The 16,356-nt window shown below is 39.6% G+C and carries 14 protein-coding genes; 5 read left to right on the forward strand and 9 right to left on the reverse strand.

All coding sequences use genetic code 11. The features are described from left to right. Positions 1-206: 206 nt before the first annotated feature. Complete coding sequence (locus tag GFH30_RS02440; protein WP_171500978.1) at positions 207-1,649, forward strand: phosphoethanolamine transferase; 1,443 nt, start codon at positions 207-209, stop codon at positions 1,647-1,649. A 14-nt stretch (positions 1,650-1,663) separates the two neighbouring features. Here the strand turns inward: GFH30_RS02440 and GFH30_RS02445 are convergent, their stop codons facing one another. The 4 genes from GFH30_RS02445 to GFH30_RS02460 all read right to left on the reverse strand — a co-directional run bounded on the left by GFH30_RS02445 (position 1,664) and on the right by GFH30_RS02460 (position 5,631). Next, positions 1,664-2,524: a lysophospholipid acyltransferase family protein gene (locus tag GFH30_RS02445; protein WP_153370737.1), complete on the reverse strand. Its 861-nt coding sequence runs from the start codon at positions 2,522-2,524 to the stop codon at positions 1,664-1,666. Between the two features lie 15 nt (positions 2,525-2,539). Continuing rightward, on the reverse strand, positions 2,540-2,758 hold the full coding sequence (locus GFH30_RS02450) for a hypothetical protein (protein WP_153370738.1): 219 nt from the start codon (positions 2,756-2,758) through the stop codon (positions 2,540-2,542). Positions 2,759-2,907: 149 nt separating this feature from the next. After that, positions 2,908-4,692, reverse strand: a complete 1,785-nt coding sequence (aspS, locus tag GFH30_RS02455; RefSeq protein ID WP_153370739.1) for an aspartate--tRNA ligase — start codon at positions 4,690-4,692, stop codon at positions 2,908-2,910. A gap of 159 nt (positions 4,693-4,851) precedes the next feature. After that, complete coding sequence (locus GFH30_RS02460; RefSeq protein WP_153370740.1) at positions 4,852-5,631, reverse strand: DUF4184 family protein; 780 nt, start codon at positions 5,629-5,631, stop codon at positions 4,852-4,854. 143 nt (positions 5,632-5,774) lie between these two features. Here GFH30_RS02460 and znuD point away from each other — a divergent pair, with 143 nt between their 5' ends. Both znuD and GFH30_RS02470 read left to right on the forward strand, forming a co-directional pair. Then, positions 5,775-7,832 (forward strand): zinc piracy TonB-dependent receptor ZnuD, encoded by a 2,058-nt coding sequence (gene znuD / locus GFH30_RS02465; protein WP_153370741.1) that lies wholly within the window; start codon positions 5,775-5,777, stop codon positions 7,830-7,832. Between the two features lie 114 nt (positions 7,833-7,946). Beyond that, complete coding sequence (locus GFH30_RS02470; protein ID WP_153370742.1) at positions 7,947-9,407, forward strand: phospholipase D-like domain-containing protein; 1,461 nt, start codon at positions 7,947-7,949, stop codon at positions 9,405-9,407. A 94-nt stretch (positions 9,408-9,501) separates the two neighbouring features. On the opposite strand, the gene GFH30_RS02475 is transcribed toward GFH30_RS02470, so the two are convergent. After that, on the reverse strand, positions 9,502-9,966 hold the full coding sequence (locus tag GFH30_RS02475; protein WP_153370743.1) for a hypothetical protein: 465 nt from the start codon (positions 9,964-9,966) through the stop codon (positions 9,502-9,504). Between the two features lie 177 nt (positions 9,967-10,143). Here GFH30_RS02475 and GFH30_RS02480 point away from each other — a divergent pair, with 177 nt between their 5' ends. After that, positions 10,144-10,584 carry an RcnB family protein gene (locus GFH30_RS02480; RefSeq protein WP_153370744.1) on the forward strand — a complete coding sequence of 147 codons (441 nt, stop codon included), beginning with the start codon at positions 10,144-10,146 and terminating at the stop codon, positions 10,582-10,584. Positions 10,585-10,708: 124 nt separating this feature from the next. Here the strand turns inward: GFH30_RS02480 and GFH30_RS02485 are convergent, their stop codons facing one another. After that, positions 10,709-11,206 (reverse strand): phosphate-starvation-inducible protein PsiE, encoded by a 498-nt coding sequence (locus GFH30_RS02485; RefSeq protein WP_153370745.1) that lies wholly within the window; start codon positions 11,204-11,206, stop codon positions 10,709-10,711. Positions 11,207-11,377: 171 nt separating this feature from the next. On the opposite strand from GFH30_RS02485, the gene GFH30_RS02490 reads away from it, so the two are divergent. Then, positions 11,378-11,584, forward strand: coding sequence for a hypothetical protein (locus GFH30_RS02490; protein ID WP_153370746.1), 207 nt, complete (start codon positions 11,378-11,380; stop codon positions 11,582-11,584). A gap of 64 nt (positions 11,585-11,648) precedes the next feature. Here GFH30_RS02490 and GFH30_RS02495 read toward each other — a convergent pair whose 3' ends face one another. From GFH30_RS02495 to GFH30_RS02505, 3 genes are all read right to left on the reverse strand, one after another. Then, complete coding sequence (locus GFH30_RS02495; RefSeq protein WP_153370747.1) at positions 11,649-13,430, reverse strand: acyl-CoA dehydrogenase C-terminal domain-containing protein; 1,782 nt, start codon at positions 13,428-13,430, stop codon at positions 11,649-11,651. Between the two features lie 180 nt (positions 13,431-13,610). Further along, complete coding sequence (locus GFH30_RS02500; RefSeq protein ID WP_153370748.1) at positions 13,611-15,413, reverse strand: acyl-CoA dehydrogenase C-terminal domain-containing protein; 1,803 nt, start codon at positions 15,411-15,413, stop codon at positions 13,611-13,613. Positions 15,414-15,714: 301 nt separating this feature from the next. Then, on the reverse strand, positions 15,715-16,356 hold the full coding sequence (locus GFH30_RS02505) for a hypothetical protein (protein WP_153370749.1): 642 nt from the start codon (positions 16,354-16,356) through the stop codon (positions 15,715-15,717).

Here is a 16,356-nt window from a genome sequence, read left to right on the forward strand (position 1 = left end):
TCGTATTTATACTCTTTATTATTAAGATCTATTTAATGATTTATTTGATTGTCTTTATTTCGGTTTTATTGCAAAGCTTCTTATTTAGTTTTAAGAATGATAGATATAGATTAAGCAACATACTAGTTGTTTCATCTATGTTATGTTCATTTTTCTTTTTATATAAACCCTTAGCTTTGTTTTTCCTTAGCTTTGCTGTTTGTTTTATGGCCGTCGAAATCTATGTTGTTTTAAAATATAAGGACTTTAATGAAGGTATCTTAGAATCAATATTAAATACCAATAAAAATGAATTTCTTGAGGTTCTAAGTAAAAACTTAATTTTACTTATTCCTGCAGCTTTTTTAATTTTACTTATTAATTTTCTTATAGTTTCTCAGATACAATCCAATCTTAGAATTGGCCTATTACTATTAGTTCCTTTTTTTATCGCTTTTTTTTCATCACAAGTTCGCCTGATACGTGTAGATAGAAAGTTGAAGAAATACGCACAAAATAGCAGTGCTTTCAATGTGCTTAATTCTCTAGATAAATTAGATAAAAATGTAATATCAAGTATTAGAACAAAGTATCCTATTTTTTTTGGAAATTTATTTTATTTGCTAAATTATCGTGGCAGTGGAGAGATAAATTTTCATGAAAATCGTCAGTGTCCTGATTTTTTAAAAGATGATAAAAGCACAAAGGTTAAAAATATTATTCTGATCATTGGGGAATCTGCAATGCCTGATAGATTTAGTCTATATGGTTATTCCGATTTCCTAACCACACCAAGAATTAAGCAGTGGAATAATTTAACCATCTTGGAAGGGGTACATTCTCTATCCAATATGACAAGAACAGCTTTACCTTTCTTGATTTCATATCCAGAAGTACATGATTTCTCAAAAGCTTATACCTGTAAAAATATTTTTGATCTCGCTAAAAATAAGAATATACATACTTCTTGGATAGGTAATCAGGCGATTGATAGTCTTTTTACTTCGAGCTATGGTCCCATTGCAAAATGTGCGGATTTAGTTTTGTCACGCGATCATACTTCCACAGGATTTCCCTTTACTCCAAAAGATGACCTAGATTTATTACATGCAATCGAAAATGAATTTAAGCAGTATGGCATGGCGAATAACGGATCAAACAATTTATTCGTTATTCATACCGTTGGTAGTCATGCTCCATATTCAATTAGAAGCGATGAAATTGATAAAATTGCCCTAAAAGGGGCAGATGAGTATGATTTATCTATACACCATACAGATAGATTATTAGATGAAATTAAGAAATTAGCAGATAGGCAGCTAGAAGATTATATGCTGATTTATACATCTGATCATGGTGAGGTTGTTGAGGATGAAGGTGGTGGTTTGGAACATGGTCTTACTTTTGGGGGATACCAACAGTATAAGGTGCCATTTGTTATTTTAAATAATAGTAATTTTAACTTTAATATAGAAAAGTACAGAAAGAACTCAGGTAACTATGCAAATGATATAAGCTCTCTATTAATTGCTGAAGCAATGGGCTATAAACTAGATGAAAAATTTATTTTTGACTATACGTGTTCTGATGAAATTCTACATTCAGATTATATTGTATATGACTATAAAGATTTGCCCCAACAGATTAATCAGAGGAAAAGAGCGGCTTAGTTATAAATCCTTAATCAATAAATTTTTTCTTTATTTTTTAACCTCCTAAACCTCTTATACCCCCACAAATACTGTTCTGGAGCGACATTAATCATGCGCTCCATTTCTTTATTTAAGGTATCAACAGAAAGCTGTAAATCTTTTGACGAAATATCATGCGACAGCTCAGTTACGACAACATCATAACCTGACAAATCTTCCCGTCTTAAACAACTTAAACCGACAACAGAACATTGCGTTTTTGCGGCAAGTTTGGACAGTAGAGTGGATGAAAGCGCATTTTGGTTATAAAAAGGCGAGTAGATTCCACCACTTTCTTTAGGTACATGGTCGGGTAAAATGACAGAAAAACCACCTTGCTTCAAATGCTTAAATAAAGCACGTACACCCGTTTCATCCGTCGGTACTAATGTCGCATTTAAGCGCTGACGAGCTTCGAGCATGAAGCGATCAACATCTTTATTTTTGCTCGGTTTATACAGAATCACAGGAGAAGTATGCTGATTTAACCATGCATTTAAAATCTCCCATGTGCCAAAATGCGGGACAACAGCTAAACAGCCATTCGGATTTTGTATGGCTTTTAAAAATAAATCTTCGCCTTGAACATCTTTAATTAAAGACAGCGCATATTCTGGGCTTGAACCCCAAATTTTAATCGACTCAGCATACGTCATGCACTGACTTTTTATGCTGGCTTCAACCAGTTGATTTCTTTCTAAATCAGAAAGTTCAGGATAAGCAGATTGAAGATTAATCTCAGTCACACGACGCATAGACGAATGCGTGAGATATAAAAATGATCCTGCCATTTGTGCAAGATTTTGAATCAGTCGAAGCGGAAGCTTAGAGAAATTTTTGAGTAGGGCGTACATAAATGCGATTAAATCTTAATCTTTATCAGGATTGCCTTTGAGTACCATATAAATCAAACCGACAAAAATAACGAGCGCGCCTAAAATACTACTCAAGCAAAAGTAAACAATACGGTCATTGGTATCAAGTTGGAACAGGTTATTCGCAAGGATATAGCGCATAAACATCCACTGCACCACAGAGAATACAATCAGCATAATGCCACGATTACGAACTGCTGGACGCATTGCCATGAGCGATTTACCTAGAATAAAAATCAAAAGCTATTATGCCACTGTTGAACTCGCTACTCAATGCAACAAAAAAAGCCCTGCAAGAGCAGGGCTTTTTTTATCTCTTCTTTATATTTCTTCCTAAGGGAGAAAAAGAAGGAGATAAAAGATTATTTAGTTTCTTCAGCTTTTGGTTTTTCGCGTAAACGAATACCCAAATCACGCAATTGATTTGATTCAACTGGTGCAGGTGCTTGAGTCAACGGACACTCAGCAGTTTTTGTTTTCGGGAATGCAATCACGTCACGAATAGAAGATGCACCAGTCATCAACATCACTAAACGGTCAAGACCGAATGCCAAACCACCATGAGGAGGCGCACCGAATTTTAATGCATTAAGTAAGAAACTGAATTTCTCTTCTGCTTCTTCTTCACCAATACCTAAAGCTTCAAAGATCGCTTTTTGCATTTCTAGGTTGAAGATACGCAGTGAGCCACCACCGATTTCAGTACCGTTCAATACCATATCGTAAGCAACTGACAACGCAGCGCCTGGATTGTTTTTCACTTCTTCAACGCTAGATTTTGGTAGCGTGAATGGGTGATGCACAGAGGTCCATTTACCATCATCAGTTTCTTCGAACATTGGGAAGTCTACAACCCAAAGAGGCGCCCACTCACACGTTGCAAGTTTCATGTCATGACCGACTTTGATACGTAAAGCACCCATTGCATCATTTACAACTTTCGCTTTATCCGCACCAAAGAACACGATATCGCCATTTTCAGCGCCAACACGTTTCAACAAATCAAGCACGATTGGCTCGATGAATTTCACGATTGGAGATTGAAGACCTTCAATGCCTTTTTCAAGTTCGTTGACTTTAATGTAAGCCAAACCTTTCGCGCCATAGATGCCTACAAATTTAGTGTATTCATCAATTTGGCTACGTGGAAGTGAACCTGCACCCGGTACGCGAAGTGCCACAATACGACCTTTAGGATCTTTTGCAGGACCTGCGAATACTTTGAACTCAACGTCTTGCATCATATCTGCAACGTCAACAAGTTTCAAAGGAATACGCATATCTGGTTTGTCAGATGCATAGTCACGCATTGCATCTGCATAGGTCATACGTGGGAATTTGTCGAATTCAACATTAAGAAGTTCTTTGAACATCTTCACTGTTAATGTTTCCATCAAATCCATGATGTCATCGTCACTCATGAACGATGTTTCAACGTCGATTTGGGTGAATTCAGGCTGACGGTCAGCACGTAAGTCTTCATCACGGAAACATTTCGCGATTTGGTAGTAACGATCGATACCACCCACCATCAACAACTGTTTAAACAATTGTGGTGATTGTGGAAGTGCATAAAAGCTACCGTTTGATACACGACTAGGGACTAAATAGTCACGCGCACCTTCTGGTGTTGCACGGGTCAAAATCGGTGTTTCAACGTCTAAGAAGCCATTTTCTTCGAAATAGTTACGAATCAAGTTGGTCAATTTAGAACGGAAACGTAAACGATCGATCATTTCAGGACGACGAATATCAAGGAAGCGATATTTCAAACGTACTTCTTCAGAAATATTGGTATTTTCGTCATTCAATGGGAATGGCGGAGTTTCTGATGCAGCAAGCACTTCGATTTCTTTACCAAGCACTTCGATTTGACCGCTGGTGATATTCGCGTTTTCAGTACCTTCGTAACGACGACGTACGCGGCCTGTAATTTTTAATACGAATTCTGAACGTGCTTTGTCCGCAGTTGCGAATGCTTCAGGGGTATCTGGATCGATTACCACTTGCACAAGACCATCACGGTCACGCATGTCAAGGAAGATTACACCACCGTGGTCACGGCGACGGTGAACCCAACCGCATAATGTTACGGTTTGGTCAATTTGAGCTTCGGTTAAAGAACCGCAGTAATGAGTTCGCATCATAGCGTTAGAAATCCAACTATATGGGTTAAGGTCAGCGAATACGTAAACAGCGTACCGCTTTGAGTAAAGCTAGGATTATGCCTCTTTTTGGCTATTTTGTCACAAAGACTTATTGTTAAAGCAAGAAAAAAGACCTTACATTTAACTCAAGAAGAGGCTTTATTTCACCGATTTTGAGAAAAAACCGGTAAACACTTTCAAGATATGGAAAACGATACTACCCACTGTAAACACAGCTAAAAATGCTCTAAAGAAATAATTAATCGATTTACCCACGTAGGCATATAAATCATTTGAAAATGCATCTGAATAACTGCCTTCAGCAAAATAGAGATAGCTTGCAATCCCTGCTAGGAACGACAGCGCAAACAAGACATATAGATATATTTTAATATTGTGATGGACACAGACCGTACTGCGATAATGTCCGTTATGACGATAAATCATCCAAGCTAAAACAGGCAGTGCGAATGCCGATAAACCAATTTGTAAGACACGATGTAAGGGATAGCTATGCGTCAAAATCTGAATAGGCTGCATTAAAATTTCTTTAAATGCGAAGGTTCGAAAGTCCACATGGGTCAGACCATCCCAAATAATATGGGTTGTTGTGCCCACAAGAATGGCAATCATCATACCCAGCACAAAACCACAAAAACGATTCAGACTAGTAATGTTTAAGGGCTTCTCTAAACCGAAAAAAGCAAAAATCATTGGGCGGTATAGAGTGTACCAAATCAGACAGAAAACGAGTCCAAGGAGTAGGTTGGGGATAATGAGTCCCGACCATTGATGCGAACCGCCATAATTGGCATTGGTAAATAAACGAAATAAATCTGGCACCATACAACCAATCGCCAGTGCTGCAATCGGTAGACGTCCGCCTGTAAGCTTAGAAATGGGTGGGGCGAGTGCAGCATGAGATAAAGTAAAAGGCATACGTTGCTAAAATTTTTTAAATAAAACCTATCAATGATGCTTGAGTATAGCGGAACTTCTAAAAACGAGATGTTTTTTATTGCAAAACGATTGAAATGTTATATTATAACATTATTGATTTATTGTGCTTTTGGGTTTGCATCATGGCTTTTCATAAAAATTTCTTAGCAGTTTCGATTCTTGCTGCAGCCACGCCACAGGTATGGGCAGAACAAAACAATAATAGTGTACAAACTTTAGAGACCATTCAGGTGATTGCACATCCGCTTGCGCAAACTGCTGCGGATTTTGCGGTTGCAGACCAAGTGATTGATCAAACAAAATTATCAACAGGCGCAACGACAATTGGCGATGCACTAGCCAATGAGCTTGGGGTGTATTCAAATCAATTTGGTTCAGGTTCAAGCCGTCCTGTGATTCGTGGTCAAGATGGTCCACGTGTCAAAGTGCTGCAACATGCCTCAGAAACTGCAGATGTATCAAGTTTATCACCTGATCATACTGTCACGGTTGACCCTATTTTAGCGAAACAAATCGAAGTCATTCGTGGTCCGTCAACCCTGCTTTATGCTGCAGGCACGGTGGGTGGTTTGGTAAACGTCACTGATCAAAAAATTCCAAACCAAATGCCTGAAGATGGTTTGGAAGGTTCAGTTGGCGTGCGTTATAACTCAGGCAGTGACGAAAAACTTGCAAGTGCAGGTGTAACTGCAGGAATTGGTGAGAATTTTGCCTTACGTGTTGAAGGCTCAAAACGTAAAGCAAATGACTATATTGCTCATGCTGGTTATGTTGTTGAAGAGCCACATGGCGATCACTCACATTTTAATAAAGAACGTCGAGTTGATAATACCTTTGCAGAAGGTGAAACCATTAATGTTGGTGGTTCATGGATTCACGATCGTGGCTTTGTAGGTGCGTCTTATAGCAACCGTCAAGATCAATATGGTTTACCAGGGCATAGTCATGGCGATGAAGAACATGGACATGATGAACATGAAGAAGCAGGTGCTTGGATTGATCTGAAGTCTGAACGCTACGATGTTCGAACAGAGTTATATAACCCAATGGCTGGTTTTGAAAAACTCCGTGCACATGCTAGTTTTACAGATTATAAACATGCTGAATTAGAAGGGGCAGAGGCATTAAGCTACTTTAAAAGTGAAGCTTATGATGCTCGCTTAGAGTTGGTTCATGTTCCAGTCTTGGATTGGGAAGGTGTGATTGGTCTACAGTTAAGTCAGCAAAAAGTTAAAATTTCTGGTACAGGTCATGAGCATGAAGCTGAAGAAGAGGATCACGAGCATGATCTTTTAATGGCAGATAACAAGACTCAAAAATATAGTTTATTTGCCTTAGAGCATAAGCAAATGGGTGATGTGCACATTGAATTGGGTGTACGTGCTGATCATCAAGAAATTAAAATTGATTCGAATCAGAAAAATCATTCAGATACGGCTTTTTCAGGTTCTGCAGCGGTAAACTGGGAATTTGCTCCAAGTTATAAATTATCGATGGTTGGCTCACATCAACAACGTTTACCGATTGCGCAAGAGCTGTATGCTCAAGGCAAACATCATGCGACGCAAACCATTGAACATGGTAATGACCAACTTGATCTAGAAAAATCCAATAACATTGAGCTTGGTTTACATTATGAAGGCGATAAGCTCGACTATCATGTGCATCTGTACCATAACTGGTTTGATAACTATATTTATGCAGCTGATACAGGCGAAGAAGATCACGGCTACCGCGAAGTTAACTATCGTCAAGACAGTGCGAAATTTTATGGAACTGAAGCGGAAGTCTCTTATCACATCAATGACACTTACACAGTTGGATTATTTGGTGACTATGTGCGTGGCAAAATTGAAGGTGAAAATGCACCACGTATACCTGCAGGTCGTTTAGGGGCTAAAATTGAATCTGATTTTGCGGATGGTTGGTCAGCGGTGGCAGAGTACTACCATGTCTTTAATCAAGATGAATTTGCTGATTATGAGACTGAAACGCAAGGCTATAACATGGTCAATGTGGGCTTAAGTTATACGAATCGTATTGCTGATAAAAACAGTTATCGCATGTATTTAAAAGCGAATAACTTATTGGATGATCAAGTTTATTCACACACATCATTCTTATCGACTATTCCACAAGTGGGACGTAATTTCAGCATGGGCTTAGAATATCGTTTCTAAAATATGCTAAACAAAACCGATGATGTGATTGAAATAAAACAGTAATCACAGAAATGCTCTTGATATATTGCATCATAAAACCTAGTCTGAGCGTATTGGACTAGGTTTTTTGTTATGCGTATTTTTCAACGAATTCATCAGAAATTGAATTGGTCAACTCGTGGGTATGTCGGACTGATTGTGGGGATGTTGGCAATCGGTTATCTATCGTCTGCCATCTATCATGTCTATAAACCTTTACCCGATGGCTTAAATGTCACGGGTAAATTACGCCATGCAGATGTCGAATTTTTGGCGGATCGAACTTATATCGATGCAAAAGGTCAGCAACAGCAGCATGTTATTTTTAAACAAATGCTGAAACTGATTGATGAAGCCAATAGTTTGATTGTGATTGATATGTTCCTATTTAATCAAGAAATAGGTGAATCGAAACAAGTCCATGAAAAGCTCACCCAACAGCTGACTGATGCTTTACTGAATAAGCGCCAATCAGCACATCAAATTGAAATTAAAGTTATTACGGATCCGATTAATTCGGTTTATGGTGGATTGCTGCCTGAGCATTATCGTGCTTTGCGTCAAGGCGGCATTGATGTGATTGAAACTAATCTTTTACCTCTACGTGCTTCCAATCCAACGTGGTCAGGTATTTGGTATTTATGCTGTCAAGGTTTAGGCAATAATCCAGAAGGGGGATGGCTACCGAATCCAGTTGGCAAAGGTAAAGTGACTTTACGTAGTTATAGCAATCTCATTAACTTTAAAGCCAATCATCGCAAAACCATCGTGGTCGATACCAATGAAGGTTGGAAAACATTAGTAACATCAATGAACCTACATGATGGCAGTTCGCGCCATTCGAATGTGGCTTTGCTAGTAAATGGCAATACCGCAATTGATGTGCTTAAATCAGAACAAACTGTTGCAGCCATGTCGCAAGCAGATGTGTCAGGCATTGTGATTGGTGAGTTCGAAGCTGAAAAATCTTTGCCTCAAGTGCAAGTTTTAACTGAAGCTGCGATTTATGAAGCAACTTTAAATCTGATTAAACAGGCTAAAGCCAAAGAGCAGATTGATTTAGCGATGTTCTACTTATCCGAGCGTCGTATTATCAAGGCATTGATTGAAGCAAAACAGCGCGGTGTGGCGGTCAGAGTTTTACTTGACCCGAATAAAGATGCCTTTGGTCGTACTAAAAATGGCATACCGAACCGCCCTGTGGCAGCGGAATTACATAATGCGGGGATTGATGTACGTTGGTGTAATACGCAAGGTGAGCAATGCCACAGTAAAATGATTATCAAGCATTCAGCAAATGCTGCTGAGCTGATTTTGGGTTCTGCCAATTTTACTGCGCGTAACTTAAAGAATTATAATTTAGAAACTGATTTACGCGTGATTGGTACTGCTCAAGCGAAAGTCTTTATGGATGCGAAAAGCTACTTTAATCAGGCGTGGTCGAATCAAAATGCTCAGCAGATGAGTGTTGATTATGCGAAGTATGCAGATGAATCGACATGGAAATATCTTAAATATCGTTTCTTAGAGTGGAGCGGGATGTCGACGTTTTAATTGACCTGAATCCCACCTCACCTCCCTTTCGAAAAGGGAGGAAGTCCCTCTTTTATAAAGAGGGATTTAGGGAGATTAATTGGTTATGGAATTTTTAAACCTGCTGTAATGGCTCAGGATTTGGCGGAATAATCGTATCCAAATCTTTATCCGACATTTGATCCAATTCTTTTAAATCGGTTTTAATTTTCCATTGATCGACGTTATCGACTGGATTCGGTAAACGTGCCTCTAACCAATCACATACCACATCGGGTGGGAAGTCTGCATGATTACATTGGATCACCCAAGACAAGAACTGCTTCGCTTCACCATTCATATACGGTGGTGGTGAAACAGGTAAAAACTGCGTCGGTAAACGCTCATTTTTAGAAATATAATTAAGAACGTGACCCAGTTCCTGTACGGTTTGCCAAGCAAGCGGATGATCCACATCAATTTGAAATTTAAACCACCATGCTTGTTTACCATCAGATCCATATGAATCAATCAAGTTCTTTTGGATACTCGGAACTTTAGAGAAAAATGCATATAAACGATCAAAACTTAAATCTGACACGGGCAATGATCCATTTTATGTAAAAATTAGATTTTATCATAAAGCTTCGCGCTTAAGATTTAGATGATTCTGCTGATTAAATGGCTTTATTACAAAAAATTGCATGCCATTCGGTTTTGCCCATATTTCCTCCTTAAATTTTGTTTAAAATATACCCAATGATAAGAGGTGACTGATATGAAAGCTGTAATATCGGGTGGATTGCTGAGTAGTCTATTTTTAGTTGTACCGATGCAAAGTTTTGCCGCAAATCAAGGCACGATCGTCAATAATCCGAATGCGTATCGCAATCAGGTTTTGCCGCAAAGGCAGCAGACACTTTATCCTGTAAGACCACAGCGTCCGATGCCACCCTTTGGACATCATCCGTATCCACCGCAATATCCACATCATCCTTCTATTCAAAATGGCATCAATATTCAGTATCGTGCCCCAACAACGGTCTATCAAACATCGAATAGTTATAGTTGGGTCAACGGGGATCCCAATGTGGCCAGTATTGAAAGTTCGAACTATGTTCTCATTACCGATTGGAAACGTTTAGGTTTGCCTGCACCACCGACAGGCATGTATTGGATTTTAGACAATGGTCGCTATGTTTTAGTGCCTCATGATTGATGTCATTGCTCTAAAATTGCTGAAGTATGAAGTTGTTTATCACACATTCGAATTAGAACATGAAAACCCTCTGCTTTAAGGAGAGGGTTTTAGGTCAGTTTATCTTTTAAAACAGCACAGTTGATTATGCAAGTTCATCATCTTCAGGGCGTGGAGTTTTACCTGGTGGAAGTGGTTTATCGCTATTTTTATCACGCATGACCGAAGGATACGTCCATGAAGCGTAACGAACGACTAAAATTGAAAACGCTAAAATTAAGATAGAACCGGTAATAATCACTTGATCAATACTGGCTTTATGTGTGTGTTGGATATCTGCGATGAGTAAACGGGTGAGTGCAGTAATTGCAATATAAATCAGAAAACGAACAGGCATGTGATTGGTTTTAAAGTAAATACCGACCATTGCACCCAGTTCTAAATAGATGAACAACAGCAAAATATCATCAATGGTGGCAAATTTTTTGATGGTTAAAATTTCAACCACTGTATGACCTGCAGACCAAATGACCATACAACCAATAATAAACAGGGCAATGTAATGGAAACTTTCAACCGCAAAATTACCGAAACGGTCAAGGATGGATTCTAGTTTATGTAACTTGGGATCAGGTTTTGACATTTTATCCTCCTTATTTGATAGAGCGAACAGTGTAACCAAAGAATGACTAGCAATTTTTATGCACAGAATATTTTCATAAAAAATAATGACTAAATAATTAAAAGTTTTATAGTTTTTTCATAACAAATTGCTATATTGTATGAGTTAGACATTAATAAAAGGGAGAACAAAATGTTAGATAAAATTCAAACAAAAATTAGCCAACTTGAAGCCGGTAAAAAATTGATTCTTGGCTCAGGGATTAAATCTGATGATATGCAAAAGGTGGTTGAACTGTGTGAATCCTTAGCATCTGTTGGCGAAATTAAAATTGTGAACAAACATTTGAATCCGAAAACCAACAATCAGCCAGATACCATTTTGATTGAAAAAGTCTAATTTTTTGAGCTTAATATGTATAAAAAAACGCCTGCAATTGCAGGCGTTTTTTTACGACTGATCTTTAAGATTGGTGGGTGAAGTAATCTTCAGAGAAGTTCATAATCACTTCCGCACCTGCTTTTACTTTGGTAATGCGTAGTGCCAATTCAGGCAAGATACGTTGTACGAAGTAAAGTGCAAGCGCGACTTTGTTTTGATAGAACTCGCCATCTTTTGCTTTAGCGGCTTTCGCAATACGTGCAAACATGTACGAGAAGCTAAGAAGACCAACTGCATGTAGATAATCGACTGCTGCAGCATTCGGGAAGTTGATATTTTCTTGTGCAGCTTCAATAATGTATTGCGTCACGGCTTCGACTTCAGTTGCTGCATCTAAGGTTGCATCTTTAATGAAGTTGAGGTCTGCATCTAAATCATTCGCGAAATCACGGATTTCTTGGATGTATTCTGCAATGAACTCACCGCCACATTTAATGGTTTTACGACCAATTAAATCTTGTGACTGAACACCGTTGGTGCCTTCGTAAATTTGTGCAATACGGAGGTCACGGATGCATTGTTCCATACCCCATTCACGGATATAGCCATGACCACCAAACACCATTTGTGCATCAAGCGTTGCTTGAAATGCGGTATCGGTTAAATAGGCTTTTGCAATTGGCGTTAATAGCGCGACACGGTCATTGGCTTTTTTCACCGCTTCAGGATCTGTTGAGAATTTGGTGATATCTAACTGTTGACCCACGTATACAGCAAAGGCACGAGACGCTTCATTGTTAGCACGGGCATTAAGTAGCATACGACGTACATCACCATGCACTAAAATGCTGTCGGCAGGTTTGCTTGGTGATTGAACACCTGATGCACTACGACCTTGTAGGCGATCTGTCGCATATTGCGCTGCATTTTGATACGCATATTCAGATGCGCCTAAACCTTGGATGCCCATCGATAAACGTTCGTAGTTCATCATCACGAACATTGCCGCTAAGCCTTCATTTTCTTTACCGACCAAGTAACCTTTTGCACCATCAAAGTTCATGACGCATGTCGCAGAAGCCTTAATGCCCATTTTGTGTTCGATTGAGCCAGGAGCCACTAGGTTACGTTCACCTAAAGAACCATCTGCATTTACCATAAATTTCGGTACGATAAACAGTGAAATACCACGAGAACCTGCAGGTGCATCTGGTGTTTTTGCAAGGACTAAGTGAATGATATTTTCAGCAAGGTCATGGTCACCACCGGTAATAAAGATTTTGGTACCTGTAATGCTATATCTACCATCTTCGTTGCGTTCAGCTTTGGTTTTAATAATGCCTAAGTCTGTACCAGCATGAGGTTCGGTTAAGCACATGGTACCTGACCATTCACCTGAATAGATTTTAGGTAAATAGGTTTCTTTTTGTTCTTGTGATGCATAGCTGTTCAGCGCCATACCTGCACCTACGGAAAGAAGCGGGTAGAGCATAAAGGATGGATTGGTCGCAAATAGCATTTCGTCAGAAAGTACGGTCAGCATTTTTGGCATTTCCTGACCGCCCCATTCAGCGTCAGCACCTAAACCGATCCAACCACCTTCGGCATATTGTTTGAATGCTTCTTTAAAGCCAGCAGGCGTCGTCACACTGCCATTATTATAAGTTGCGCCTTCTTCATCACCCGTGCGGTTTAAAGGAAGGGTAACATTTTGAGAAAATTTCGCCATTTCTTCAAGAATGGCTTCAGCTGTTGCTGCATCGATGTGCGCTAAATTTTCATTGGCTTGCCAAAATTGCTCTGCATTAAAAACATCATTTAAGATGAATTTCATATCGGCAAGCGGCGCGTTATAAATTGGCATAGTGTTCACCTGTTTATTGTTTAATTAGGGGCAATTCATATATCGTTTTACTTAGTTTAATCTAACTAAAATCATATTGTTAGAAGACTAAAGTTTATTCTTTGATACTTTTATAAAGAAAAAGGACTGTCTATAACATGACCGTCCTTTTTCTCTTGATTCATTTAAAACAACATCAACTTAGAATGCGAAATGTTCAGCATCTAATGTCATTAATGGTTCTAAACCAGTTGCGATCACATCAACATGTGAGCGAACACGTGGCAAGATTTTTTTGAAGTAGAAGCGAGCAGTGGTCACTTTCGCGTTGTAGAAGTCAACATCGGTTGTGCCTTCTGCAAGTTTCTCTTGAGCCACTAACGCCATACGCGCCCATAGGTAAGCAAGTGTCACATAACCAGAGAAGTATAGGTAATCGACTGCAGCCGCACCTACTTCTTCAGGGTTTTGCATTGCACGCATACCAATTTGCATGGTGAGGTCACCCCATTCTTTGTTTAATGCCGCCAATGGCTCAACGAATTCTTTCATTGCAGCATTGTCTTTATTGGCTTCATTAAATTTATGAATGATTTTAGTGAAGTCTTTCAGCATTGCACCTTGTGTGCCCAATACTTTACGACCGAGTAAATCAAGTGCTTGAATTTCAGTTGTGCCTTCGTACAAGCAAGCGATACGTGTATCACGTACAATTTGTTCCATGCCATGCTCAGAAATAAAGCCATGACCGCCGAACACTTGAACACCGTGTTTTGCAGCTTCCGAACCTGTTTCAGTTAAGAATGCTTTACCAATTGGAGTAAGCAATGACAAGATATTGTCAGCAAATTTACGTTCTTCTTCAGACGCACCTTGTTCAACTACGTCGGCGTATTGCGCAAGCAAGTAAACCAATGCACGACCACCTTCTGCATATGCTTTTTGAGTTAAAAGCATATTACGAACGGCTGGATGCACAATAATTGGATCTGCTTCTTTTTCTGGTGCTTTAGGACCAGACAATGAACGCATTGCTAAACGGTCTTTAGCATATGCCAACGCACCTTGGAATGATGACTCAGCTGCTGATAAACCTTGCACCGCTGTACCAATACGTGCCGTGTTCATGAAAGTGAACATGCAGTTTAGACCACGGTTTTCAGGGCCAATCAAGAAACCTTTTGCATTATCAAAGTTGATCACACAAGTCGCGTTCCCGTGAATTCCCATTTTGTGTTCGATTGAACCACAACGTACGCCATTGCGTTCGCCTACAGAACCATCTGCAGTCAGGTTGAATTTCGGTACGATGAATAGTGAAATACCTTTGGTGCCTTTTGGCGCACCCGGAAGACGTGCAAGAACAATATGGATAATGTTCTCAGCCATATCGTGTTCACCAGCAGAGATAAAGATTTTCTCGCCAGAGATTGCATAACTACCGTCTGCTTGTGGTTCAGCTTTAGTACGGATAATGCCAAGGTCAGAACCTGCATGAGATTCTGTTAAACACATGGTACCTGTCCACTCACCTGAAACCAATTTAGGCAAGTAAGCATCTTTTTGTTCTTGAGAACCGTGGTGTTCTAAAGTACGGACTGCGCCATGAGAAAGACCAGGGTACATACCCCACGCCCAGTTTGCAGTACCAACCATTTCAGAAATGGTAATACCTAAAGAGTTTGGTAAGCCTTGACCGCCGTATTGCTCTTCAGCAGACAAAGAAGGGAAGCCAAGCTCAATGTATTTTTGGTACGCTTCTTTAAAGCCTGTTGGTGTGGTTACAACGCCATCATTCCAAGTACAACCTTCACGGTCGCCCACTTGGTTTAAAGGAGAAAGTTCATTTTCACAGAAGTCAGCCGCAGCTTCTAAATACTGATCGACCAATTCACGACTGACTGTTTCAGCAAATGCAGGGAGATTTGCATAATGTTGTTCAGCATTTAAAAGTTCATGAAGAACAAACTGCATATCACGTAAAGGCGCTTTGTATTGTGGCATAGCTGTTTCCTCAATACTGGTTTCTACCAGCGTTATAATCCTAAATAAACAATAAAACGTATCTTCATTGACACGTATTGGAATGGGTCTAATCGTGCTACATCTTCCCTGAAGGCACAAGCATTTAAGGGTAAATTGTTGGTGACTGTAAAGTCAAAGATAAATACAGTGAAACCGTCAAATGTCTTGAGTGTAAACGGTTTTATGGAGAAATAAATGACACGAATGGTCAAAAAACGTAACCAGTGATGTCCAATAAAAAAGGCACTCAAATGAGTGCCTTTTTTATATAAACTTAAAATTATTTGCTAGCAGTTGATGTTGCAACAACAGCAGGTTTCGGTTGGAAGCGGACATGGCATTTGCCATCAATGCTTTGCTCACCGACTTTAAGTTGCGCGACTGCGCCATCTGTTTTACCTTGGCACGCTTGAAGCATCGCTTTTTGCTGTGCTTGGCGTTTTGCTAGACGTTCGTCATATTTCTTGGTGAGTTCAGCACGCTGAGCGTCTGTCAAAGGTTCACCACGGTTTACCGCTGTAAATGTGCGACCTTCTTTTGCCATTGGGCGATGTTCGCCTTTGGCACGTGCTTCATCATGTTTTGCTTTTAATGCTTTTGGGTCAGCTTTAAAATGAATTGCACATGTGCCAGCAAGGGTTTTATCACCCGACTTAATTTCAACGCTTGAACCTACCGCTTTGTTGTCACACGCTTGGCGAATTTGTTTATTGAGTTCTGCACGTTGTTGACGTGCAGCCGCAAATTTTTCACGTTGTTCAGGTGTTAGGCGATGATCTTTGTGATGTTGTTTATCAGCATGATGTTTCATCATATGCGCTTGATCAGGGCTTTGAACGTTATTGGTCGATTGACATGCAGTCAAGGCACCGATACTCAACACACTTGTACCGACTAAGGCAATTTTTAGCATTGCTTTCAT

Origin of the sequence: Acinetobacter wanghuae, assembly GCF_009557235.1 — a bacterium.
Classification (GTDB): domain Bacteria; phylum Pseudomonadota; class Gammaproteobacteria; order Pseudomonadales; family Moraxellaceae; genus Acinetobacter; species Acinetobacter wanghuae.

Coding starts and splice junctions, on each gene's coding strand:
- GFH30_RS02440 (WP_171500978.1), top strand. CDS start 207: ATGGCCGTCGAAATCTATGTTGTTTTAAAATATAAGGACTTTAATGAA.
- GFH30_RS02445 (WP_153370737.1), bottom strand. CDS start 2,524: ATGTACGCCCTACTCAAAAATTTCTCTAAGCTTCCGCTTCGACTGATT.
- GFH30_RS02450 (WP_153370738.1), bottom strand. CDS start 2,758: ATGGCAATGCGTCCAGCAGTTCGTAATCGTGGCATTATGCTGATTGTA.
- aspS (WP_153370739.1), bottom strand. CDS start 4,692: ATGATGCGAACTCATTACTGCGGTTCTTTAACCGAAGCTCAAATTGAC.
- GFH30_RS02460 (WP_153370740.1), bottom strand. CDS start 5,631: ATGCCTTTTACTTTATCTCATGCTGCACTCGCCCCACCCATTTCTAAG.
- znuD (WP_153370741.1), top strand. CDS start 5,775: ATGGCTTTTCATAAAAATTTCTTAGCAGTTTCGATTCTTGCTGCAGCC.
- GFH30_RS02470 (WP_153370742.1), top strand. CDS start 7,947: ATGCGTATTTTTCAACGAATTCATCAGAAATTGAATTGGTCAACTCGT.
- GFH30_RS02480 (WP_153370744.1), top strand. CDS start 10,144: ATGAAAGCTGTAATATCGGGTGGATTGCTGAGTAGTCTATTTTTAGTT.
- GFH30_RS02485 (WP_153370745.1), bottom strand. CDS start 11,206: ATGTCAAAACCTGATCCCAAGTTACATAAACTAGAATCCATCCTTGAC.
- GFH30_RS02490 (WP_153370746.1), top strand. CDS start 11,378: ATGTTAGATAAAATTCAAACAAAAATTAGCCAACTTGAAGCCGGTAAA.
- GFH30_RS02495 (WP_153370747.1), bottom strand. CDS start 13,430: ATGCCAATTTATAACGCGCCGCTTGCCGATATGAAATTCATCTTAAAT.
- GFH30_RS02500 (WP_153370748.1), bottom strand. CDS start 15,413: ATGCCACAATACAAAGCGCCTTTACGTGATATGCAGTTTGTTCTTCAT.
- GFH30_RS02505 (WP_153370749.1), bottom strand. CDS start 16,356: ATGAAAGCAATGCTAAAAATTGCCTTAGTCGGTACAAGTGTGTTGAGT.